The following is a 21879-nucleotide window of genomic DNA, read 5'->3' as shown; positions in this document are numbered from 1 at the left end:
CGACGGCCAACGATGCAGGTGGGAGGGCTGTGACGGGAGATGCAACGAGGCCCGATCCCCGGGTGAGGGGATCGGGCCGCGCCGGAGAGACGCCGGGATCGGCGCACTCGTCGGATCAGATGACGCCGAGCGCCAGCATGGCCTCGGCCACGTGGACGAAGCCGGCGATGTTGGCGCCGGCGATGTAGTTGTTCGGGTCGTTGTACTCGTCGGCGGTCTCCACGCAGGTCTCGTGGATCGACCGCATGATGTCGCTCAGCCGCTCCTCGGTGTACTCGAAGCTCCACGAGTCGCGCGAGGCGTTCTGCTGCATCTCGAGCGCGCTGGTGGCCACACCGCCGGCATTGGCGGCCTTGCCCGGCGCGAAGCCGATGCCCGCCGCCTGGAGCACCTTGATGGCCTCCGGGGTGGTGGGCATGTTGGCGCCCTCGCCGACGATCTGGCAGCCGTTCGCCACCAGAGCCTTCGCGTCGTCCTCGTCGAGCTCGTTCTGGGTGGCGCAGGGCAGCGCGATGTCGGCCGGCACCTGCCAGAGCGTGCCGTCGGTGCCCACCTTGGTGCCGTTGCCGCGCAGTTCGACGTATTCGGACAGCCGGGCGCGACGGACCTGCTTGACCTCCTTGAGGAGTTCGAGGTCGATGCCCTTCTCGTCGATCACGTAGCCGGACGAGTCCGAGCAGCCGATGACGGTGCCGCCGAGCTGGTGGATCTTCTCGATCGCGTAGGTGGCCACATTGCCCGAGCCGGAGACCAGGACCTTCTTGCCGTCGAAGCCCTGCCCCTTGGCCTTGAGCATCTCGTCGACGAAGAACACGGCGCCGTAGCCGGTGGCCTCCGGACGAACCTGCGAGCCGCCCCAGGTGAGGCCCTTGCCGGTGAGCACACCGGACTCGTAGCGGTTGGTGATGCGCTTGTACTGGCCGAACAGGTAGCCGATCTCGCGGCCGCCCACCCCGATGTCGCCGGCCGGAACGTCGGTCTTGTCACCGATGTGCCGGTACAGCTCGGTCATGAACGACTGACAGAAGCGCATGACCTCGCGGTCGGAACGGCCCTTCGGGTCGAAGTCCGAGCCGCCCTTGCCGCCGCCGATCGGCAGACCGGTCAGCGAGTTCTTGAAGATCTGCTCGAAGCCGAGGAACTTCACGATCGACAGGTTGACCGAGGGGTGGAAGCGCAGTCCGCCCTTGTAGGGGCCCAGCGCCGAGTTGAACTCGACCCGGAAGCCGCGGTTGATCTGCACCTTGCCGTCGTCGTCGATCCACGGCACCCGGAAGATGATCTGCCGTTCCGGCTCGCACATCCGGGTGAGGACGTCCTCGTACTCCGGGTGCTTGGCCATCACCGGCGTCAGGGTCTCGAAGACCTCGTGCACGGCCTGCTGGAACTCGGGTTCGCCGGGGTTGCGGTGGATCACCACGTCGAAGATGTCCTTGAGGGGACCTTCCAGTTCGCTCATCGGCACTACTCTCTCTGCTGCGTCGTCGCAGCGCTGTGTACCCGACCGGGGCCGGGGTGTCGTACCTGATGAACTTTACGGCCGTGTTACCGCCCTATTGCAATCGGATCGGGTGAGATTCAGCGCATCCGGCGTTCCCTCGGCTGCGGCGGCGGCTCGGTGAAGCGCCTGATCACCTCGTTCTCCTCGGAGATGAGGAACGAGGGATCGAGGACGTCCCAGACCTCGCGGAACGTCCGCTCGACCACCAGGGCGGCCTTGTCCACCTCGCGTTCGGGCAGGTCGAGCGTGCACGCGTCGGGGATCTCGGAGTGCGATTCGCCGGTGGCCGAAGCCTCCTGCTCCTGCCAGCCCAGCTCACGCACCATGCTCAGGCGCTGCTGACGTTCGGGCGGGAACGGATACAGGTCGGCGACGTCGAGGGAGGCGTGCAGCCGGCCCCGATCGGTGAGGCTGAAGACGACGCCGGGCTGCGGCCCGAACATCTCGGTCCACAGCGAGAGCACTTTCAGCGGGTGGCCGACGGACAGGTCGGCGAGGCGATCGGCCAGTTCGGCGCGGAAGCGCAACCACATCCGGTCGATCTCGGAGTCGAAGCGCTCTTCGGTGAACTCCTCGGCGGATTCGGGGCCGGGCGCCGCATCCCCGGCAGGTCCGTCGTCGGCGGGGGGATTGTGGGACATCGGCACACCTCTCCGGCCGGAGGCCTTGTAAGGGACTCTTTTCACCACGTTAGCGCCGTCGGCGCGCTGTGCCGGGATTCTCCGGCGAGCCGGGCGCAAAAAGCACCCGGGGTGTCGTTCGTCGGAAGGACGGACGGCACCCCGGGTGGTCGGTGTGAGCCGGTCAGGCTGTCGGTGCCGGCTCCCGGGACTCGACGGCCGGCGCCGGAGTCCGGGCCGCGCGGGCGGCCACCACGTGCGAGATGCGCAGTTGCAGGGCGACGATCCCGGCGATCACGCCGACGACCGCGAACGCAACGGCCGGGGCCCAGGCGTCCCGGGGGCTGCCTTCGGCGATGCTGCCGGTGCCCGACAGGATGCCGAGGACCACGGCGGTGGCGAGCAGCACCAGGGCGGCCACGCCCAGGACGGTGCCCCAGGCCGAGACCCGGCGGGTCAGGTTGCCGCCGCCGATGAAGCCCTCGGGCCGGGCCCCGGTGTAGTCGCGCCGCCAGACGTGCAGATCGCCGGCCGAGCCGACCAGGTCCCAGCCGCGGTTCTCGCGGAAGGTGAAGTAGTCGCTCGGAGTGGGCTGGGCGCGCTGGTCGAGGACGTAGCGGGTCTGGGTGGGCGCGGAGTCGGCGAACTTCATCCGCACGGGCAGCAGACGGTTCACACCGGTCAGATGCCGGCCCCGGGCGGCGTTCGATTCGAGCCAGAGCTCGAGGTCGTCGGGGGAGGGATGGCGCAATGAGGGGAACCAGCTGGTGCTCATGGCATCTCCTTACATTGGGAAACGGACTCTGCGGCCGCAGAGGCGTCGGATGGATCCAGTTCTCTACGCTCCAGAGTCCCGGCGAGCCGTTGCCGCGGCAAGGGTTTTGAGACGAACCCTACGGCCCGTCTCAGTGAGTGTTCTGTCCCACAGGGGAGGGTGATGCGGTGCATCTCACTCGGCGATCCGGCCGGCACCGGGGTGCCGACCGTCCGACGACGGCGCGGTGAACACGGCGGGTACGGGGCATTGTGGTGAGCGAAACCCGTTGCGCCACAAGAGGAACAGTGATCCCAAGGCAACTTCACCTATGCTGAACAGCGGTTTGAGACGCCGGCGCCCGAGGATCCCGCTGAAACGCATCGGTTCCCGGGTATCGCCATATCGGGCGTATTCAGGGAAGAATGGGGCCAGGCCGCCCGGCGGCCGACATACGTGATCGCCGAACAAGGAAGCGAAATGGGTTCCAAGAACAAGCTGATCAAGCGGCTGGAGAAGGAAGTCAGGCGGCTCGCTGAGGAAGTGGTGGCGCTGCGCGACACCGTCGCCTCGCGGGTCCAGCTCGGCAAGGCCGACGAGGTGCCCGCCGTGGCGCCCGCACCGAAGACCGAGGCGCCCAAGCCGGCAGCCGCCAAGCCCGCTGCCGCGAAGCCGGCCCCGGCGAAGCCCGCGGCCACCAAGGCCGCCCCGGCGAAGAAGGACAGCGCTGAGCCGGCGAAGGCCAAGTCCGCTGCGAAGCCCGCCGCCGAGAAGAAGCCTGCTGCGGAGAAGAAGCCTGCTGCGGAGAAGAAGCCTGCGGCTGCGAAGCCTGCTGCCGAGAAGCCGGCGGCCGCCAAGCCCGCCGCCGCCAAGCCCGCTGCGGAGAAGAAGCCCGCTGCCGAGAAGTCCGCTGCCGCCAAGCCCGCTGCGGAGAAGAAGCCGGCGGCTGCCAAGCCCGCCGCAGGCAAGGCGAAGACCGTCGCCGAGCTGAAGGCCGAGGCCAAGGCCAAGGGTGTCAAGGGCTACTCGACGATGAAGAAGGCCGAGCTGATCGCCGCGCTGTCCTGATCGTCGCCCCGGCGCGAGGCACCGGGCCCCTCACCGCAGACGGCGGCGAGGGGCCCGCCGCATCGGCGGCGCCGCCGAGCGCGGCGACGATACGCTGTGCGGGTGGCTGACGAATCGGCGCGGCGCACCGTTCGCGAGGCGATCTGGGCGCTGGCGACCACGGTGGTGCTGGTGCTGCGGATGCTGGCGACCATCCTGTGCGTGGTGACCGTGCTGCTGTGGGCGGCGGCCGCGGTGCGCACCAGCCCGGTCAACGACTGGCTGTGGTGGGCACTCGGTTCGGCGGGGGTGCTGGTGGTGGCCACCTACGTCTATAGCGTGCTGCGGGTGCGCTATCCGTCGGCCAGCGAGCGCTGGGAACCCTGAGCAGGTGCCGGACGGCCCGCAGGCCGTCCGCAGATCCCGGCGTACGCGACACGAAAACCGGTACGCGCGTGTGTGCACACGCGCGTACCGGTTGTGATGTCGCGGTGACGGCCCGGTGGTGCCGCGGGGCCGGCGTCGACGGTCAGAACTGGACGGTCGGGGGCTGCTGCTGGCCGGCCGGCGCCTGGTAGAACTCACGTGCCTTGACCCCGGCCATGGGGGCGAAGAACATCCACGGCAGCGTCCGCACCAGCTGGTTGAGCCGGGAGACGGCGTCGTTGTAGTACTGCCGGGCGAAGGACAGCTTGTTCTCGGTGTCCGACAGCTCCTTCTGCAGGGCCATGAAGTTCGGGGCCGCCTGCAGCTGCGGGTAGTTCTCGGCCACCGCGAAGAGCCGGCCCAGCGCGCCGGTCATCTGGGCGTCGGCCGCGGCCTTGTCGGCCACGGACGGGGCATGCGCGGCCTGTTGCACGCTGGCGCGGGCCTGCGTCACCGCCTCGAGCACACCGGCTTCGTGGGCGGCGTAGCCCTTGACGGTGTTGACCAGATTCGGGATCAGGTCGGCCCGGCGGGTGAGCTGGACGTCGATTCCGCCCAGCGACTCCTGCGCGGTGATGTCGGCCTTGCGCAGCTTGTTGAAGCCGACCATCACGACGATGGCGGCCACGACGATCAGCACCACGATGACGATCAGGATGATCCAGACTGCTGTCATGTCACGTCTCTTCCGTTGAGGGGTTGATTGAGGGTATCCGGGGACGGGGACCGGCCACAGGTATCGCGTGCCACGTGCTACCAGGAGCCGACGCCGCCGCCCCCGCCGCCGCCGCTGAATCCGCCGCCGCCCCCGCCGAATCCGCCGCCGCTGTTCGACGATTTGGAGGCCGAGTACGCCGACATCGACGACGACAGACTGGACTCGAAACTGTCGAAGGCCGAGCCGCCGCCGCCGAAGCCGCCGAAGTACGAGGTGTGATAGAAACCGGGGCCGAACCAGATCGGGTCGGGCGGCTCCTGGTTGGTGGCGTAGCGGTACTTGTCCGCCCAGGCGTCGGCGCAGTCGAAGGCGATCGCATACGGGATGAAGTCGGTGAACAGATCCTTGCGGGCGCTGAAGTCGAGACGCTCCTGATTCGACCGGGTCGAGAGCAGTCGTTCGAAACCGCCGGCCCGGGACCAGACCTCGCGGCCGAGTTTGGTGCGCCGCGTGCCGACGCCGGTGTCCCAGAGCCCGGCGGCGCCGATCGCGAAGCCGGCCAGCGGCAGCATCCATACGGTGGCGGGGGCCCAGCCGAAGACCACCATCAGCACCGCGAGTGCGATCGCGATGATCACCAGGAACTTGCCGAGGGTCTCGAAGCTCGAGTGCTGGACCGTGTTGCTGGCCGCACCCCAGGTCCGGACCGAGTTGTCGATGGAGCTCTGCGCCGTGCCGAGCCGGCGTCCGGCCCCGACCGAGCCGTCGGCGGCGAAGACGGCGCCGTTCCGGCCGAGGCCGAGCGCATTGATCACGGCGAGACCGGCCGGGTCCAGACTCTGCTGCATCTCGGGAGTCATCTGGGAGATCACCGACCAGTCGTCGCCGTGCCGCTCGAGGCGCACTGCGCCTCGCTCCGCGAGGTTGAACAGGGTGGCCACCAGCGCCTTGCGCGGCAGTCGCTCGTAGGCCACGTAGAAGGTCTGCGCCGGGCCGAGCCGTTTGTCAGGATCGCGCGGATCGGCCGGCGGCTCGTACATCACCGGCAGCAGGGGCTCGGACTCCCGGCTGCGCAGCGCCCACCACAGACCGGCCGCGCAGGTCAGGGCACTCACGATGAGAATGACGATGAGCAGGGGCAGCGAGCGGCCGAGGACCGGATCGAGAGTGACCGACCAGGGCACGGTGACCTGATCGGGTGCCGCCGACGGCAGGTCGACCCGCACGGCCAGCCCGGTTCCCGCGGCCAGGCTTCCGGTGGTGACGACCAGCGAGGTGTCGGACCTCTTGGAGATCTTGCAGTCGATGCCGCGGTTGGTGCTGCAGGTGAAGGCGGTGGGCGCCTCCGGCAGATTCACCACCGATTCGGAGCGTTCGACCGGCATCTGCCTCCCGGTGGGCACCAGCCGCCAGATGAACACCGAGGCGTCGGGGCTTCCCCAGCTGCCGCCGCCGGTCCCGCCACCGGTGTCGCCGGGCGCCAGGACACCGTCGACGTGGTACTTGACCACGTAGGTGTGCCGGCCGGGGGACACCGTGCTGTTCGGATCACCGATCTTGGCCACCCGGATCCGCCGGCCCTGTTCCCAGAGCATCTCCACCGGTACCGATGCGCCGTCCATGGTGACCGAGACGTCCTCGGGGACGTACCGGGTGTTCTGGTCGGAGCCCTGGTCGGCGATGTCCCACTGCCGGAAGATGCCGTGCCGTCCGTAGGGGAACTCGGCGGTGATCGTCTCGACGGCCTGGAGGCGCCCGTCGGCGCTGACGTCGTATTCGCTGCGCCAGTCGCTGATGGTCATCGGATCCGACTCGGCGGTGCCGTCGGACGACGAGAAGTTGATCACCGGCAGAAAGAGCCCGAAGACCGTCAGCAGCAGCACCGCCAGTGAGAGTCCAACGCGCTTCATGTCAGTCGATCCTAGGGTGTGGGTCGGAGGGAACCCGGATGATCGGGCAGCCGGTGGACGCTCAGCCGCCCGCGCGGGCGAGCCATTCGGCCAGCACCGCACGGCCGCGGGCCGCCAGCTCAGGGCCGAACCGGCGGGCATCCGCGCGAATGACCCGCGGGTCGATCCGCTGGGTCGCCAGCTCGTGCGCGTGCCCGATCAGCCAGCTCTCGATGCGCTCCGGGTCGGCCTCGAGGTGGAACTGCAGGGCCAGCGCATGATCGCCGAGAGCGAAGGCCTGATGGTCGAAGCCGGGGGTGGACGCCAGCCGGTCGGCGCCGAGGGGGATGGCGAACTGATCGCCGTGCCAGTGCAGCACCGGCGTCTGGCCGAGCCGGTTCAGCACGCTCCGCGCCCCGGACTCGGTGAGCGTCAACGGGCCGTAGCCGATCTCCACCGCACCGGTGGGCCCGACCTCGGCGCCGAGCGCCGCAGCCATCAGCTGCGCACCCAGACACACGCCGAGCGTCGGCCGCTGATCGGCGAGCCGCCCGGTGAGCGCGTCGATCTCGTCGGCGATATACGGATAGCGGTCGATGTCGCCGACGCCGATCGGCCCGCCGAGCACGACCAGCAGGTCGGCGTCCCGCCACGCCCGCCGATCCACTGCGTCGAGTCCGGCGTCGGAGTACCGGATGCGGTAGCCGCGCTCGGCCAGGACGTCGCCGAAGATCCCGAGATCCTCGAACGGCACATGCCGGATCGCCAGCGCCGTCCGTACCGGACCGGTGCTCACTTGCCGCCGAGGATGGAGCCCAGGATGGAGCCGAGCGGATTGCCGCCCTTGCCGCCGCTCTTCGAACCGCCGAGCACCTCGCCGAGGATCGAGCCGAGGCCGCCGGTGTTCTGACCTCCGAGCATGCCGCCGAGCAGATCGCCCAGCCCACCGCCGGACGGGGTTGCGCCCGTGCCGCCGCCCTTCTTGCCGAACTGGCTCATCACGTAGCTGAGCACGATCGGGGCGAGCAGCGGCAGCAGCTTGCGCACCAGACCCTGGTCGACGGCGGCCGCCGGCACGGCACCGCTGATGCCCGCGGCCACGCCGTCGGCGTCGTCGCCGAAGAGTTTGCCGACGATCTTCTCGCCGTCGGCGCCGTCCACCTGGTCGAGGTCGATGGTGCCGTCCGCCAGATCGTCGTCGTGCTGGGCCAGCGCCCCGGCCAGGGTGTCGGCGCGGCCGGGATCGTCGGTCTGGGCGGCCAGCCCGGCCAGCAGCGTCGGCACCGCCTGCTCGGAGGCGGCACGGACCTCGTCGGGTGCGACGCCGAGCTGCCGGGCGAGCGCGTCGATGGGCAGACGGTTGATCAGGTCGTTGACGTCGGTCACGGTCGGCTCGATTCTGGCGCGGCGCCGGAGAGAGGAGGGGACCTTGATCGTAGCGGGCGGCCGGCCGTCGCGGGGCCGCCGTGAACCGGGCGCCCACCGCCCGGCGGAGATCAGCAGAGGTACCGGTCGATGAAGTCCCGGGCTGCGGCGGTGGCCTCCCGGGCGTCCGGGGTGAGCCGGGGGAACATCTGGAAGACGTGCCCCTGACGCGGCCACGCCTGAATCGTTGACTGGCCGCCGGCGGCCAGCAGGCTGTCGTGGACGGCGCGGGCGTCGGCACCCATCACCTCGCGGCCGCCGTACTGGATGAGCGTGTCGGGCAGCGTCATGTCGGGGGTGAGCCGCACCCGCATGCGCGGATCGTCGGCCCGGGCGCCGCCGGTGTAGAGCCGCAGCAGCCGGGCGGCGGCCGCGGCGTCGATCATCGGGTCGTGCACCCCCGAGCGCTCCTGGGCGCAGGCCAGCGTGAACGTCGGATCGTAGAGCGGGGAGAACAGCACCATCGCCCGCGGCTGTGGCAGGCCGTCGAGATGGTTCGACAGCAGCAGGTCCTGGGCCAGATGGCCGCCCGCCGAGTCGCCGGCCACGATGATCTGATCCCCGGAGAAGCCCTGCTCGAGCAGCCAGCGGTAGCCGCGGACGGTGTCGTCGCCGCCGGCCGGGAAGCGGTACCGCGGGCCAAGCCGGTAGTCGAGGCTGAACGCGCCGATTCCCGCGCGCCGGGTCAGCCGGGCCACCATGCCGCGGTGGGTGCGCGGCGAGCACACCAGATAGCCGCTGCCGTGCAGGTAGTAGATGATCGACCGTCCCGACGACGGATCGGGCTGCTCGCCGCCGAACCGGCTCGACTCGTGCTGCCACTCGCCGCGTACCTGGCCGGTGGGCACGCTCACCCGTACCGGCGTGGTCCGCGTCTCCGGCGGGACCGGGGAGAGCGCCGACAGGGAGGCGTTCAGGGCGGGACGGCTGGCCTGCAGCAGCAGTGGGCCGGCCACCGGGGTGCGGCCGGCCACGCCCATCATCGGGCGCATGGTGCCGCGGATGACGCCGGCCGCCGCCGGTCCGAACGGCGGGCGTCGTCGATCACGTGTCACAGGACTCACATGCGCCACTGTAAGCCTGTCTGACTATGTGACGTGTCTGTTTCGGCGGTGTATCCCAGCGCTTTTGCTTCCCCCTGGGCGGCGTGGCAGAATTGCGGGTACTGCGCTCGAGGTGTAGCGGAACGTGACGGTCCGCGCACTGCCCGAGCCGGCCAGCAATGAAGCTGATCCGGGCGACGTGATCGCGTCCATCAAGAAACCCGGAACTCTCCAGTACGTATTAGTGCGCAGCGTGGCGTACGGAGTAGGCAGATTCATGATGCACATGCCGGGGCCCGTCGGGCTCTACGACCCGGTCAACGAACACGACGCCTGTGGCGTCGCCTTCGTCGTGGACATGCACGGCCGCAAGAGCCGCGACATCGTCGAGAAGGCCATCACCGCGCTGGTGAATCTGGAACACCGTGGGGCCGCCGGAGCCGAGCCGAACACCGGTGACGGCGCCGGCATCATGATCCAGGTCCCGGACCGTTTCCTGCGCGAGGTCGTCGACTTCGATCTGCCCGCCGCCGGCGAGTACGCCACCGGCATCGCCTTCCTGCCGCAGGCCGCCGACGACGTGGCCGACGCGGTCAAGGGCATCGAGAAGATCGTCGAGGCTCAGGGCCTGACCCTGCTCGGCTGGCGCAACGTCCCGGTGGACGAGTCCTCGCTGGGCGCGCTGGCCCGTGACGCCATGCCCACCTTCCGCCAGGTCTTCATCGGCGGCGCCTCCGGCGCCGAACTCGAGCGGCAGGCCTACGTGGTGCGCCGGCGCGTGCAGTATGAGCTCGGCGAGAAGGGCCCCGGCCAGGACGGCCCGGGCCGCGAAACCGCCTACTTCCCGAGCCTGTCCGGCCAGACCTTCGTCTACAAGGGCATGCTGACCACCCCGCAGCTGCGCGACTTCTACCTGGACCTGCAGGACGATCGGGTCGAGAGTGCGCTGGGCATGGTCCACTCGCGCTTCTCCACCAACACCTTCCCGTCGTGGCCGCTCGCGCACCCGTTCCGCCGGGTGGCCCACAACGGTGAGATCAACACCGTCACCGGCAACGAGAACTGGATGCGGGCCCGCGAGGCGCTCATCGACACCTCGGTCTTCGGCCCCGGCGCCGAGGAGAAGATCTTCCCGGTCTGCACCCCGGGAGCCTCGGACACCGCGCGCTTCGACGAGGTTCTCGAACTGCTGCACCTCGGCGGCCGGCCGCTTCCGCACGCCGTGCTGATGATGGTCCCCGAAGCCTGGGAGCGGCACGAGGACATGAAGCCCGAGCACCGGGCGTTCTACGAGTACCACTCGGCGCTGATGGAGGCCTGGGACGGCCCGGCGTCGGTGTGCTTCACCGACGGCACCCTGATCGGCGCCGTCCTCGACCGCAACGGTCTGCGGCCCTCGCGCATCTGGGTCACCAAGGACGGTCTGGTGGTGCTCGGTTCCGAGGTCGGCGTGCTCGACATCGATCCGGCCGACGTGGTCTCCCGGCAGCGTCTGCAGCCGGGCAAGATGTTCCTGGTCGACACCTCGCAGGGGCGCATCGTGGCCGACGAGGAGATCAAGGACGAGCTGGCCGGTCAGCACCCCTACCGGCAGTGGCTCGACGACAATCAGGTCCACCTCGAGGATCTGCCGATGCGCCCGCACGTGCACATGAACCACGACCGGGTCACCCACCGGCAGCAGCTCTTCGGCTACTCCAACGAGGACCTGAATCTGCTGGTGGCGCCGATGGCCGCCAGCGGCGGTGAGGCCTTGGGCTCGATGGGCACCGACACCCCGATCGCCGTGCTCTCCAACCGGCCGCGGATGCTCTTCGACTACTTCCAGCAGCTGTTCGCGCAGGTCACCAACCCGCCGCTGGACGCCATCCGTGAGGAGATCGTCACCAGCCTGTCCAACCGGATCGGCAGCGAGGGCGACCTGCTGAATCCGGCCCCGGAGTCGGCCCGGCAGATCGTGCTGAGCGGTCCGGTCATCGACAACGACGACCTGGCCCGCCTGGTGGAGATCGACGGCGCCGCCACCGGCTTCCCGTCTGTGCATCTGCACGGCCTGTACCCGGTCGCCGAGGGCGGCGAGGGGCTGCGCCGGGCGCTCGACGATCTGCGGGCCCGGGCCTCGGCGGCCATCGCCGACGGCGCGCGCGTCATCGTGCTCTCGGACCGGGAGTCGGACGAGACCATGGCGCCGATCCCGTCGCTGCTGATGACCGCGGCGGTGCACCACCACCTGGTCCGTGAGCGCACCCGCACCCGGGCCGGCATCGTGGTCGAGGCCGGTGACGCGCGCGAGGTGCACCACATGGCGCTGCTGGTGGGATTCGGCGCCGCCGCGATCAACCCGTACATGGCCTTCGAGTCCATCGAGGACATGATCGACTCGGGCGCCCTGCGCTCCCCGGCGGACTTCGCCAAGGCCCGCGCCAACTACATCAAGGCCGCCGGCAAGGGTGTGCTGAAGGTGATGAGCAAGATGGGCATCTCCACGGTGCCGTCGTACAACGGCGCGCAGCTGTTCCAGCCGATCGGCCTGAGCCAGGAGCTCGTCGACGAGTTCTTCACCGGCCTGCGCAGCCAGCTCGACGGCATCGGTCTCGACGAGATCGCCGCCGACGTGGCCGCCCGGCACGCGCTGGCCTTCAGTGAGCGGCCCACCGAGCGTGCGCACCGTGAGCTCGAGGTGGGCGGTGAATACCAGTGGCGCCGTGAGGGCGAGTACCACCTGTTCAACCCGGAGACCGTCTTCAAGCTCCAGCACTCCACCCGCACCGGTCAGTACGAGGTGTTCAAGGAGTACACCAAGCTGGTCGACGATCAGTCTCAGCGGATCGGCACCCTGCGCGGTCTGTTCGACTTCAACTTCGGTGATCGCGATCCCATCCCGATCGACAAGGTGGAGCCGGCCAGCGAGATCGTCAAGCGCTTCTCCACCGGCGCGATGAGCTACGGCTCCATCTCTGCCGAGGCCCACGAGACGCTCGCGATCGCGATGAATCGTCTCGGCGGCCGGTCCAACTCGGGTGAGGGCGGCGAGGATCCGCGGCGTTTCAGCCACGACGAGAACGGCGACTGGCGCCGGTCGGCCATCAAGCAGGTGGCCTCCGGCCGGTTCGGCGTGACCAGCCACTACCTGAGCAATTGCACCGACATCCAGATCAAGATGGCTCAGGGAGCCAAGCCGGGTGAGGGCGGCCAGCTGCCCCCGCACAAGGTGTACCCGTGGGTCGCCGAGGTGCGTGGTTCCACGCCGGGCGTCGGCCTGATCTCGCCGCCGCCGCACCACGACATCTACTCGATCGAGGATCTGGCCCAGCTCATCCACGACCTGAAGAACGCGAACCCGGAGGCCCGGATTCACGTGAAACTCGTCTCCGAGCTGGGGGTGGGCACCGTGGCCGCAGGCGTGTCCAAGGCGCACGCCGACGTGGTGCTCATCTCCGGGCACGACGGCGGCACCGGCGCCAGCCCGCTGACCTCGCTCAAGCACGCCGGAGCGCCCTGGGAGATCGGCCTGGCCGAGACCCAGCAGACCCTGCTGCTGAACGGTCTGCGCGACCGGATCGTGGTCCAGGTGGACGGTCAGCTCAAGACCGGACGCGACGTGGTGATCGCCGCCCTGCTCGGCGGCGAGGAGTTCGGTTTCGCCACCGCGCCGCTGGTGGTCTCGGGCTGCATCATGATGCGCGTCTGCCACCTCGACACCTGCCCCGTGGGTGTGGCCACCCAGAATCCGCTGCTGCGCGAGCGGTTCACCGGCAAGCCGGAGTTCGTCGAGAACTTCATGCTCTTCATCGCCGAAGAGGTCCGGGAGCTGCTGGCCCGGCTGGGCTTCCGCACCCTGCAGGAGGCGGTCGGCCACGTCGAGGCGCTCGACACCGCCAAGGCGCTCGCGCACTGGCGCGAGGCCAAGGCCGGCAAGCTCGACCTGTCGCCGATCCTGACCATGGCCGACTCGCCGTTCATGAACCAGGACCTGTACTGCTCCGGCACTCAGGACCACGGTCTGGACAAGGCGCTCGACAACGAGCTGATCGCCAAGGCGCGGCCGGCCATCGAGGCGGGCACCCGGGTGGTGATCGAGTCGCCGATCAGCAACGTCAACCGGACGGTCGGCACCATGCTCGGGCACGAGGTGACTAAAGCCTATGGGGCCCGGGGCCTTCCGGACGGCACCATCTCGATCGAGTTCACCGGTTCGGCCGGCAACAGCTTCGGCGCCTTCGTTCCGCGCGGTATCACCATGCGGCTCGCCGGCGACGCGAACGACTTCGTCGGCAAGGGGCTCTCGGGCGGCAAGATCGTCGTCGCCCCGCCGGCCGGAGCGCCGCAGGAGTTCGTAGCCGAGCAGAACATCATCGCGGGCAACGTGATCGGCTTCGGCGGCACCGCCGGCAAGATCTTCCTGCGCGGTGTGGCCGGCGAGCGGTTCTGCGTCCGCAACTCGGGTGTGCACGCCGTCGTCGAGGGCGTGGGCGATCACGGCTGCGAGTACATGACCGGTGGCCGGGTGATCGTGCTGGGCACCACGGGCCGCAACTTCGCGGCCGGCATGTCCGGCGGTGTGGCCTACGTGCTCGATCGGGACGGAGGGTTCGCCGAGAACCTGAACACCGAACTGGTGGACCTGGCTCCGCTGGACGCCGACGACCTGAAGTACCTGCAGGACATGCTCACCGAGCACCGCGACGAGACAGGCTCGACGGTCGCGGCCAAGGTGCTGGGCAACTGGGCGGTGGCCCAAACCAAGTTCGCGAAGGTCATGCCGCGCGACTACAAGAGAGTGCTTGACGCCATCGACGTCGCCGAGCGCACCGGACGAGATGTGAACGAAGCGATCATGGAGGCGGCTCGTGGCTGATCCCAGAGGATTCCTGAAGCACACCGAGCGGGAGACGCCGACGCGTCGGCCGGTGGACCTGCGGCTGATGGACTGGAAAGAGGTGTACAACACCTTCGACCGGGACACCTTGACCACCCAGGCGAGCCGCTGCATGGACTGCGGTATTCCGTTCTGCCACAACGGCTGCCCGCTGGGCAACCTGATTCCGGAATGGAACGACCTGGTCTACAAGGGCCGGTGGGATGCGGGTATCGAGCGCCTGCACGCCACCAACAACTTCCCCGAGTTCACCGGCCGGCTGTGCCCGGCACCGTGCGAGGCGTCCTGTGTGCTGGGCATCAACCAGCCCGCGGTGACCATCAAGCAGGTCGAGGTGGAGCTGGTGGAGAAGGCGTGGGAGGAAGGCTCCGTGACGCCGGTCCTCCCGTCGGAGAAGACCGGCAAGACCGTGGCCGTGATCGGTTCGGGCCCTTCGGGTCTGGCTGCCGCCCAGCAGCTGACCCGTGCTGGACACGACGTGACCGTCTTCGAGCGCAACGACCGCATCGGCGGCCTGCTGCGCTACGGCATCCCCGAGTTCAAGATGGAGAAGCACTTCATCGACCGGCGGCTCGAGCAGATGGAGGCCGAGGGCACCGTCTTCCGCACCGGCGTGAACGTGGGTGTAGACGTGACCGTCGAGCAGTTGCGCGCCGACTTCGACGCCGTGGTGCTGGCGAACGGTTCGACCATCGGCCGCGACCTGCCGATCCCGGGCCGTGAACTCGAAGGCATCTACCAGGCCATGGAGTTCCTGCCGCAGGCCAACCGCGCCGCCGTCGGCGACGAGGTTCCCGGGCAGGTCACCGCCGAGGGCAAGAAGGTCGTCATCATCGGCGGTGGCGACACCGGCGCCGACTGCCTGGGCACCTCGCTGCGCCAGGGCGCGGAGATCGTCCACCAGTTCGAGATCATGCCGCGGCCGCCGGCCGAGCGCGCCGAGTCCACGCCGTGGCCCACCTACCCGCTGATGTACCGGGTCTCCTCGGCACACGAAGAGGGCGGCGAGCGGGTCTTCTCGGTGAACACCGAGGAGTTCATCGGCGAGAACGGCAAGCTCACCGCGCTCAAGGCGCACGAGGTGACGATGGTGAACGGCCGCTTCGAGAAGGTCGAGGGCAGCGACTTCGAGCTCGAGTGCGATCTGGTGCTGCTCGCAATGGGCTTCGTCGGCCCTGAGCGCGGCGACCTGCTCGACAAGCTGGGCGTGGAATACGACGGCCGCGGCAACATCGCCCGCGACGGCGAGTTCGCCGCCAAGGGTCTCTCCGGCGTCTTCGTCGCGGGAGACGCCGGCCGCGGACAGTCGCTGATCGTCTGGGCCATCGCCGAGGGCCGCTCCGCCGCTGCTGCGGTGGACGCCTACCTCACGGCGAGCACTGAGCTGCCCGCCCCGATCATCCCGACCCAGGTGGCCCAGCGCTGATCTGACGGGAACGGACTTCAGGCCGCCTCACACCCGGCCTGAGGATGGAAAGCGGTCCGGCCGGGAGACCCTCAGGGGTGTCCCGGCCGGACTCCGTCGTTCGGCGTCTGTTCGGCGCTGGAGGTGCAGCTCGGCCTGGGGCGGGGCCTGGGTTCGACGGTCCGGTAGCACCGTCAGGCGACTGGGTCTCGCCGTCCTCGTCGACCGCGGTGACCGGGGCATCGGTGCCGAACGCATCGTCGATCGCATCCTCGACCAGGGTGGCGAAGACGACGACGCCGACGATCACACCCACTACGCCAAGACCAGTGCGACGATGCCGACGGTGTTGCGGGCCGCCGGGGGCACCGGGGGCACCGGGGCTGACGTTCCGGGGTACGGCGCGTAGCCGGGCGTCATCTGTGGCGGCTGACCGGGTGAGGGTGTGGTCCAGCCCGGCTGAGGTTGCGGCTCACGTCTCGTGTGGTGACATCCTTCGATCGAATGGAGTTCACGCGAAGCCGTTAACACTTGCGTCCACGGCGGCGACATACCCGGTGGACGTAGAAGTTGCTTCATCGGGAGAGACATGAGCACCGCAATCAGCACACGGTGGCGTCGCCGGGGCCGCATTTTCGGCGGTCGTGGGCTGCTCGGCAAGGGCCGTCCGACGGCCGCCGCCGACGAGCGCTACGAGCGGCTGATCACACCGGCCGAGATGCACCGGCTTCGGCTCGTCCGCTGACATTCCGGCCGTTGATCCAGGCGGAGGGAACGTCCAGATCGACGGCGGGACACGCCGACCAGCTGATCGGCCCCGGACGTCCGTTCTGCTCTGAGCAGACCAGCGCGACGGACTCGTCGGATCTGCCTACCATCGAGCCATGGACGATCGTGCACGGACCGAGCCCGAACCGCTCTGGCGGGAGGTCACCGGACGGATCCTCCGTCGCCGCAGGCATGAGCGCGGCGAGCGGCTGGTCGAGACGGCCGAGCGTGCCGGAGTCTCCAGCCAGTACCTCTCCGAACTCGAACGCGGCCGCAAGGACGCTTCCTCGGAGATTCTCGAGGCAGTGGTGGGCGCGCTCGAGATGACCCTTGCCGAGTTCACCCGGGAAGCCGCGATCGAACTGTCCAGGACGGCACCTGTGCTCGCAAGCGTGTCCACGATCGCGTCCCCCGCGCGTTTCTCCCCGCCCGCCGGCGCCGGCAGGCCGCTCGCGCTGGCCTGTGCGTAGGAGTCGAGACCCCGCATGCGGGGTGTTTTAGCCGGGCTCGATGATCTGATCGGCGATGCCGTACTCGACGATCTCCGGTGCACGCAGGATCCGGTCACGGTCGGTGTCCCGGCGCAGGGTCTCCACCGACTGTCCGGTGTGTCTGCTCAGCGCCTGCTCCACATCCTCCCGGGTGCGCAGTATCTCCTCGGCCGCCAGGATCAGGTCCGGGATGGTGCCGCGCCCCTGGCCGGACGGCTGATGCAGTAGCACGCGGGCGTGCGGGAGCACGGACCGTCGTCCGGGTGTCCCGGCCGCCAGCAGCAGGGCCGATGTGGACAGCGCCTGACCCACGCAGGTCGTCGCGATCGGCGCATGGCAGTAGCGCATCGTGTCGTAGACGGCGAAGGTCGCCATCACAGAACCTCCGAGCGAATTGATGTACAGGTCGATCGGGGCCTCCGGATTCTCCGAATCCAGGTGCAGGATCTGGGCGATCAGGGCATTGGCGACGCCGTCGTCGACCTCGGTGCCCAGGTAGACGATGCGGTCGTCGAGCAGGCGGCTGTAAATGTCCAGCACCCGTTCTCCCTGCGGCGTCCGGGAGATCACATTGGGGATCGGGTAAGTCATCGCGACACCCCGAATCCGGTGGACGGCGGGCCCGCTGGGCGCAACTGCGAGGCAGACTCGGCGATGTGATCGACGAAGCCGTAGTCGATGGCCTCGCCGGCGGTGAAGGTGTGGTCGCGGAGCGAGTCCTCGAACACCCTCTCCAGGGGCTGTCCGGTCTTCTCCGCGATGATCCCGAGCACCGTGTCCCGGACATGTCGCAGATCGTCGGCTTGCAGTTCGATGTCGGGCGCGTATCCGCCGATCCCCGCCGAACCCTGGTGCAGCAGAACCTTGGCGTGCGGCAGGATGTACCGCTTGCCGGGAGTGCCGCAGCAGAGCAGGAATTGTCCTGCGCTGTAAGCCATTCCGAGGTTCACCGTCACCACGTCGTTGGGGATCAGCGCCATGGTGTCGGCGATGGCCAGCATGGCCGGCACCGAGCCGCCGGGCGAGTTGATCCACAGCGAGATGTCGGCGCTCGGGTCGTCCACCGAGAGGATCACCAACTGCGCACACAACTGGCTGCCGATCTCGTCGTCGAGGGCGGTGTCGAGCAACAGAATCCGTCGGCTCAAGAGGCTCTCGGCGGTCTGCCGGCTCAATGGCGGGCGTTTCACATCATCACTCATGGAACCGACTGTGCGCCCTCCGCGGCACCGCGGCAGGCCCGCTCAGCTGTGGGCGGAGGGGTGCTGCCGAGAGCAGAACGGTCAGGCGCTGCCGGTGCGTTCGCGGTGTTTGCAGCCCGGCCAGCAGCACGGGCGGCGAGCGCCGTCCTCGAGTTCCTCGCAGGTCCGGCGGATGCGCCGGATCCGTGTCTTGGCCTGCTTGGCGTCGTCGACCCAGCAGATGAACTCGTTGCGGCCCAAGGGAGTGCACGCCTCCCACAGCTCCAGCACGCTCCGGCCCACCGACGGGCTTCCGTCGTCGCCCACGCCGCGCTGTCCGCCGAGGATTGCAGCCCGCAGATCATCGGGCAGCGGATGCACCGCGCCGCCGGAGACGGTGGCCTGCTCAGACATCGGCGCCGCCCCCGGCGGACACCTGCACACTCATTCCGCCCAGCTCCACCACATCACCGTCATGCAGCTGCCGGCCACGCCGCGTCTCCACCTCGTCGTTCACCGACACCAGACCGTCGGCGATGACGAACTTGGCGTCCGCCCCGGACTCGATGAGGCTGGCCAGCTTGAGGAACTGGCCGAGGCGGATGCTCTCGTCGGAGATCGGAATCAGGTCCACAGCACCATTGTGCCTGCTCGGCCCGCCGCCCGGCAGACCCGCCGCGGATACGGCGCCTTCTCCCGACCTCGCGGGGGCGATCCACGCCGGTGATCTCCGTTACGCGCGGTAACAGACAAATCAGTGCGGGCATAGACTGAGGCACTATGACCTCGCTCGAATTCACCCCCACGGCCGACCTCGTCGACGAGATCGGCGCCGATGTCCGCAGCTGCGACACCCAGTTCACGCAGTACGGCGGCAACCGGGAGTTCGTCGGCACGGTGACCACCGTCCGCTGCTTCCAGGACAACGCCCTGCTGAAGTCGATCCTCTCCGAGCCCAATCCGGGCGGCGTGCTGGTGATCGACGGCGACGGCTCGGTACACACCGCGCTGGTCGGCGACATCATCGCCGAACTCGGCCGCAGCAACGGCTGGGTGGGGATCATCGCCAACGGCGCCATCCGCGACGCCAAGACGATCGGCGGTATGGCGATCGGCGTCAAGGCGCTCGGCACCAACCCGCGAAAGTCCACCAAGACCGGCGCCGGCGAGCGCGACGTGCCGGTGGAACTGGGCGGTATCACCTTCACCCCGGGCGACGTCGTCTACTCCGACGACGACGGGATCGTCGCGGTCGCACCCGCGTCCTGACGGCGCCGGTGCACGGCACCGGACCGCCCCCGACACCGAAGTACGCCGATACCGAAGTACGCCGATACCGAAGTACTCCGACACCGAAGTACTCCGACACCGAAGTAAGGACACCCCACCATGCCCAAGCCGTCCCCGGCGTACTTCCAGCGCCTCGCGGCCCTCGCCGCCCTCGAACCCGACGACACGCGGCCCACCAAGCCGGTCCTCGAAGCCTTCACCGCCACCGAGATGGCCACCATCCCGGTGGCCACCGCCGCCGACCTGCGGCTGGCCGTCAAGCGGGCGCGTTCCGCTCAGCGCGACTGGGCCGGCCGCAGCGTCGCCGACCGCGCCAAGGTGATCGACCGGTTCTCCTCGCTGGTGCACAAGCACGCCGATGAGCTGATGGACATCGCGCAGGCCGAGACCGGCAAGGCCCGGATCTATGCGCAGGAAGAGGTCATCGACGTCGCGCTGACCGCGCGCTACTACGCCACCAACGCGGCGTCGATCCTGGCCGAGCGCAAGGTGCAGGGCATGATCCCCGGCGCCACCGAGGTGCGGGTGCGCTACCAGCCCAAGGGCGTCGTCGGCGTCATCAGCCCGTGGAACTACCCACTGACTCTGGCCGTCTCTGACGCGGTCGCCGCGCTGATCGCCGGCAACGCCGTGGTGATCAAGCCCGACAGCAACACCCCGTACTGTGCGTTGGCCCTGGCCGAGCTGCTCTACCAGGCGGGACTGCCGCGCGAGCTCTACGCCGTGGTGCCCGGCCCGGGTTCGGTGGTCGGCCAGGAGATCGTCGCCACCACCGACTACCTGATGTTCACCGGTTCTTCGGCCACCGGCGCCACCCTCGCCGAGCAGGCCGGCCGACGGCTCATCGGTTTCTCCGCCGAACTCGGCGGCAAGAACCCGATGATCGTCACCGCGGGCGTCGACATCGACCAGGCTGTGGCCGGCGCGGCCCGCGCCTGCTTCTCCAACTCGGGTCAGCTGTGCATCTCCATCGAGCGCCTGTACGTGGAGCGAGAGATCGCCGACGAGTTCAGCCGTAAGTTCGCCGAGTACGTGGAGAACATGACGCTCTCGGGCAGCTACGACTTCACCGCCGACATGGGATCACTGGCCTCGCAGTCGCAGATCGACACCGTCGAGAAGCACGTGCAGGACGCCGTCGCCAAGGGCGCGACCGTCCTGGCCGGCGGCAAGCGCCGTGCCGACCTGGGCCCGCTCTTCTATGCCCCGACCGTGCTCACCGGTGTCACCGACCAGATGACCTGCTTCGCCGACGAGACCTTCGGGCCTCTGGTCTCCATCTACCCGGTGGACTCGGTGGACGAGGCGATCACGCTGGCCAACGACACCGACTACGGTCTCAACGCCAGCGTCTTCGCCGGATCCACCGCGCAGGCCCAGAAGATCGCCGAGCAGCTGCGCGCCGGCACCGTCAACATCAACGAGGGCTACGCCGCCGCCTGGGCGTCAACCGCGGCCCCGATGGGCGGGATGGGCATCTCCGGTGTCGGCCGCCGGCACGGTGACGAGGGCCTGGTGAAGTACACCGAGCCGCAGACCATCGCCAGCCAGCGGTTCATCGGGCTCGACGGGATGCGAGGCGTCCCGCGCGATCTGTATCTGAAGGTCACCCCGCTGGCCATCAAGGCGCTCAAGTACCTGCCCGGACGCTGACCCGCGCCCGAACGCGATAGCCCGGACTTCGGCCGTGCCGAAGTCCGGGCGCCTTCTTCTCCGGGTGCACTTCTGTCTGGGCGCAGCGTTTCAGGAACGACGACGGTTCAGGAACGACGACGGTTCAGGAACGACGGCGGCGCGCCAGGACCACCAGCACACCGAGGACCGCCAGGACGGCGGCGATCACAGCCGGCGAGGCGCCGCCGGAAGGCAGCCGCGTCGGCGCGGTCCGGCGGAGCTGGGCGAACAGATCGCGCTCCGCATCGGCCTTGGCGACGACGTCGTCGGCCGGTGCGGCCGGCCCGGGCGTCTCCGGTGCGGCGGCACGTTCGGCCTTCGGCGGGGCCGCACTCAGCTCGGGCTTCTCCGGAGCCGCGGTCAGCTCGGGCTTCTCCGGCGCGGCCGTCAGCTGCTCGGCGACCGGTGCCGGGGCGATCTGATCGATCGTCGCCTGCTCGGGAGCGGGCGCCTTCCCCTCGGCGGGCGCCGGTGCCTTCTTGGCCGGAGCCTTCTTGGCGGGAGCCTTCTCCGCCGGTGCCGCGTTCGCGGCCTTCTTGGCGGGTGCGGCCTTCTTGACCGGTGCGGCCTTCTTGACCGGTGCGGCCTTCTTGGCAGTGGCCTTCTTCGCCGGTGCCGCCTTCTTGGCCGGTGCGGTCTTCTTGGCGGGCGCGGTCTTCTTCGCGGCGGGCTTCTCGTCGGCCGGTGCCGCCTTCTTCGCGGGCGGGGCCTTCTTCGCGGGCGGGGCCTGCTCAGCGGTGGCGTCCGCGCTCGCGGCCTGCGGTGCCGCGGCCGGCTTCTGATCGGGTGTTCCGGCCGGATCTTCGGTTGTCATCGGGGTCTCGTCTC

General features: G+C 69.2%; 21 protein-coding genes. 8 read left to right on the top strand and 13 right to left on the bottom strand.

The window, feature by feature from the left end; genetic code table 11:
- Positions 1 to 115: 115 nt before the first annotated feature.
- From gdhA to ACJMNC_RS06650, 3 genes are all read right to left on the bottom strand, one after another.
- Positions 116 to 1459 carry an NADP-specific glutamate dehydrogenase gene (gene gdhA, locus ACJMNC_RS06660; protein WP_408947162.1) on the bottom strand — a complete coding sequence of 448 codons (1344 nt, stop codon included), beginning with the start codon at positions 1457 to 1459 and terminating at the stop codon, positions 116 to 118.
- A 119-nt stretch (positions 1460 to 1578) separates the two neighbouring features.
- On the bottom strand, positions 1579 to 2142 hold the full coding sequence (locus ACJMNC_RS06655; RefSeq protein ID WP_408947161.1) for a TY-Chap domain-containing protein: 564 nt from the start codon (positions 2140 to 2142) through the stop codon (positions 1579 to 1581).
- 163 nt (positions 2143 to 2305) lie between these two features.
- A complete protein-coding gene (locus ACJMNC_RS06650) occupies positions 2306 to 2896 on the bottom strand; it encodes a DUF2812 domain-containing protein (RefSeq protein ID WP_408947160.1) in 591 nt (196 codons plus the stop codon).
- 459 nt (positions 2897 to 3355) lie between these two features.
- Between ACJMNC_RS06650 and ACJMNC_RS06645 the strand changes: the two genes are divergently transcribed.
- Positions 3356 to 3943, top strand: a complete 588-nt coding sequence (locus tag ACJMNC_RS06645; RefSeq protein ID WP_408947159.1) for a Rho termination factor N-terminal domain-containing protein — start codon at positions 3356 to 3358, stop codon at positions 3941 to 3943.
- 102 nt (positions 3944 to 4045) lie between these two features.
- Entirely contained in the window at positions 4046 to 4309 is a 264-nt protein-coding gene (locus ACJMNC_RS06640) for a hypothetical protein (protein WP_408947158.1), read from the top strand.
- Positions 4310 to 4451: 142 nt separating this feature from the next.
- On the opposite strand, the gene ACJMNC_RS06635 is transcribed toward ACJMNC_RS06640, so the two are convergent.
- From ACJMNC_RS06635 to ACJMNC_RS06615, 5 genes are all read right to left on the bottom strand, one after another.
- Positions 4452 to 5024 (bottom strand): LemA family protein, encoded by a 573-nt coding sequence (locus ACJMNC_RS06635; RefSeq protein WP_408947157.1) that lies wholly within the window; start codon positions 5022 to 5024, stop codon positions 4452 to 4454.
- A gap of 77 nt (positions 5025 to 5101) precedes the next feature.
- A complete protein-coding gene (locus ACJMNC_RS06630) occupies positions 5102 to 6916 on the bottom strand; it encodes a DUF2207 domain-containing protein (RefSeq protein WP_408947156.1) in 1815 nt (604 codons plus the stop codon).
- 61 nt (positions 6917 to 6977) lie between these two features.
- Complete coding sequence (locus ACJMNC_RS06625) at positions 6978 to 7691, bottom strand: glutamine amidotransferase (RefSeq protein ID WP_408947155.1); 714 nt, start codon at positions 7689 to 7691, stop codon at positions 6978 to 6980.
- Positions 7688 to 8281, bottom strand: a complete 594-nt coding sequence (locus tag ACJMNC_RS06620) for a DUF937 domain-containing protein (RefSeq protein ID WP_408947154.1) — start codon at positions 8279 to 8281, stop codon at positions 7688 to 7690. The genes ACJMNC_RS06625 and ACJMNC_RS06620 overlap by 4 nt, the downstream gene beginning before the upstream one ends.
- Positions 8282 to 8391: 110 nt before the next feature.
- Positions 8392 to 9324, bottom strand: coding sequence for an alpha/beta hydrolase (locus ACJMNC_RS06615; protein WP_408947207.1), 933 nt, complete (start codon positions 9322 to 9324; stop codon positions 8392 to 8394).
- 316 nt (positions 9325 to 9640) lie between these two features.
- Here ACJMNC_RS06615 and gltB point away from each other — a divergent pair, with 316 nt between their 5' ends.
- From gltB to ACJMNC_RS06595, 4 genes are all read left to right on the top strand, one after another.
- Positions 9641 to 14221, top strand: a complete 4581-nt coding sequence (gltB, locus tag ACJMNC_RS06610) for a glutamate synthase large subunit (RefSeq protein WP_408947153.1) — start codon at positions 9641 to 9643, stop codon at positions 14219 to 14221.
- Positions 14214 to 15668 (top strand): glutamate synthase subunit beta, encoded by a 1455-nt coding sequence (locus tag ACJMNC_RS06605; RefSeq protein WP_408947152.1) that lies wholly within the window; start codon positions 14214 to 14216, stop codon positions 15666 to 15668. The genes gltB and ACJMNC_RS06605 overlap by 8 nt, the downstream gene beginning before the upstream one ends.
- A gap of 568 nt (positions 15669 to 16236) precedes the next feature.
- Positions 16237 to 16392 carry a hypothetical protein gene (locus ACJMNC_RS06600; protein WP_408947151.1) on the top strand — a complete coding sequence of 52 codons (156 nt, stop codon included), beginning with the start codon at positions 16237 to 16239 and terminating at the stop codon, positions 16390 to 16392.
- Between the two features lie 139 nt (positions 16393 to 16531).
- On the top strand, positions 16532 to 16885 hold the full coding sequence (locus tag ACJMNC_RS06595) for a helix-turn-helix domain-containing protein (RefSeq protein WP_408947150.1): 354 nt from the start codon (positions 16532 to 16534) through the stop codon (positions 16883 to 16885).
- A 27-nt stretch (positions 16886 to 16912) separates the two neighbouring features.
- Here the strand turns inward: ACJMNC_RS06595 and ACJMNC_RS06590 are convergent, their stop codons facing one another.
- The 4 genes from ACJMNC_RS06590 to ACJMNC_RS06575 all read right to left on the bottom strand — a co-directional run bounded on the left by ACJMNC_RS06590 (position 16913) and on the right by ACJMNC_RS06575 (position 18721).
- Positions 16913 to 17497, bottom strand: a complete 585-nt coding sequence (locus ACJMNC_RS06590) for a ClpP family protease (RefSeq protein WP_408947149.1) — start codon at positions 17495 to 17497, stop codon at positions 16913 to 16915.
- Positions 17494 to 18108, bottom strand: a complete 615-nt coding sequence (locus ACJMNC_RS06585) for a ClpP family protease (protein WP_408947148.1) — start codon at positions 18106 to 18108, stop codon at positions 17494 to 17496. Before ACJMNC_RS06585 ends, ACJMNC_RS06590 begins: the two co-directional genes overlap by 4 nt.
- A gap of 81 nt (positions 18109 to 18189) precedes the next feature.
- Positions 18190 to 18501, bottom strand: a complete 312-nt coding sequence (locus ACJMNC_RS06580) for a YdeI/OmpD-associated family protein (RefSeq protein WP_408947147.1) — start codon at positions 18499 to 18501, stop codon at positions 18190 to 18192.
- The gene (locus tag ACJMNC_RS06575) at positions 18494 to 18721 is read right to left on the bottom strand and encodes an RNA-binding S4 domain-containing protein (RefSeq protein WP_408947146.1); all 228 of its coding nucleotides are present in this window, start codon (positions 18719 to 18721) and stop codon (positions 18494 to 18496) included. Before ACJMNC_RS06575 ends, ACJMNC_RS06580 begins: the two co-directional genes overlap by 8 nt.
- Before the next feature lie 146 nt (positions 18722 to 18867).
- On the opposite strand from ACJMNC_RS06575, the gene rraA reads away from it, so the two are divergent.
- On the top strand, positions 18868 to 19356 hold the full coding sequence (gene rraA, locus ACJMNC_RS06570; RefSeq protein ID WP_408947145.1) for a ribonuclease E activity regulator RraA: 489 nt from the start codon (positions 18868 to 18870) through the stop codon (positions 19354 to 19356).
- 120 nt (positions 19357 to 19476) lie between these two features.
- Entirely contained in the window at positions 19477 to 21030 is a 1554-nt protein-coding gene (locus ACJMNC_RS06565; protein ID WP_408947144.1) for a succinic semialdehyde dehydrogenase, read from the top strand.
- Between the two features lie 124 nt (positions 21031 to 21154).
- Here the strand turns inward: ACJMNC_RS06565 and ACJMNC_RS06560 are convergent, their stop codons facing one another.
- The gene (locus tag ACJMNC_RS06560; RefSeq protein WP_408947143.1) at positions 21155 to 21865 is read right to left on the bottom strand and encodes a hypothetical protein; all 711 of its coding nucleotides are present in this window, start codon (positions 21863 to 21865) and stop codon (positions 21155 to 21157) included.
- Positions 21866 to 21879: the final 14 nt, after the last annotated feature.

It is taken from the genome of Gordonia sp. VNK21, from assembly GCF_046098115.1.
Taxonomy (GTDB): domain Bacteria; phylum Actinomycetota; class Actinomycetes; order Mycobacteriales; family Mycobacteriaceae; genus Gordonia.
The sequence above is the reverse complement of the archived record's forward strand: the minus strand, read 5'-3'. Positions and strand labels throughout refer to the sequence as shown.

Coding starts and splice junctions, on each gene's coding strand:
- gdhA (WP_408947162.1), bottom strand. CDS start 1,459: ATGAGCGAACTGGAAGGTCCCCTCAAGGACATCTTCGACGTGGTGATC.
- ACJMNC_RS06655 (WP_408947161.1), bottom strand. CDS start 2,142: ATGTCCCACAATCCCCCCGCCGACGACGGACCTGCCGGGGATGCGGCG.
- ACJMNC_RS06650 (WP_408947160.1), bottom strand. CDS start 2,896: ATGAGCACCAGCTGGTTCCCCTCATTGCGCCATCCCTCCCCCGACGAC.
- ACJMNC_RS06645 (WP_408947159.1), top strand. CDS start 3,356: ATGGGTTCCAAGAACAAGCTGATCAAGCGGCTGGAGAAGGAAGTCAGG.
- ACJMNC_RS06635 (WP_408947157.1), bottom strand. CDS start 5,024: ATGACAGCAGTCTGGATCATCCTGATCGTCATCGTGGTGCTGATCGTC.
- ACJMNC_RS06630 (WP_408947156.1), bottom strand. CDS start 6,916: ATGAAGCGCGTTGGACTCTCACTGGCGGTGCTGCTGCTGACGGTCTTC.
- gltB (WP_408947153.1), top strand. CDS start 9,641: ATGATGCACATGCCGGGGCCCGTCGGGCTCTACGACCCGGTCAACGAA.
- ACJMNC_RS06600 (WP_408947151.1), top strand. CDS start 16,237: ATGAGCACCGCAATCAGCACACGGTGGCGTCGCCGGGGCCGCATTTTC.
- ACJMNC_RS06595 (WP_408947150.1), top strand. CDS start 16,532: ATGGACGATCGTGCACGGACCGAGCCCGAACCGCTCTGGCGGGAGGTC.
- ACJMNC_RS06590 (WP_408947149.1), bottom strand. CDS start 17,497: ATGACTTACCCGATCCCCAATGTGATCTCCCGGACGCCGCAGGGAGAA.
- ACJMNC_RS06585 (WP_408947148.1), bottom strand. CDS start 18,108: ATGAGTGATGATGTGAAACGCCCGCCATTGAGCCGGCAGACCGCCGAG.
- ACJMNC_RS06580 (WP_408947147.1), bottom strand. CDS start 18,501: ATGTCTGAGCAGGCCACCGTCTCCGGCGGCGCGGTGCATCCGCTGCCC.
- rraA (WP_408947145.1), top strand. CDS start 18,868: ATGACCTCGCTCGAATTCACCCCCACGGCCGACCTCGTCGACGAGATC.
- ACJMNC_RS06565 (WP_408947144.1), top strand. CDS start 19,477: ATGCCCAAGCCGTCCCCGGCGTACTTCCAGCGCCTCGCGGCCCTCGCC.
- ACJMNC_RS06560 (WP_408947143.1), bottom strand. CDS start 21,865: ATGACAACCGAAGATCCGGCCGGAACACCCGATCAGAAGCCGGCCGCG.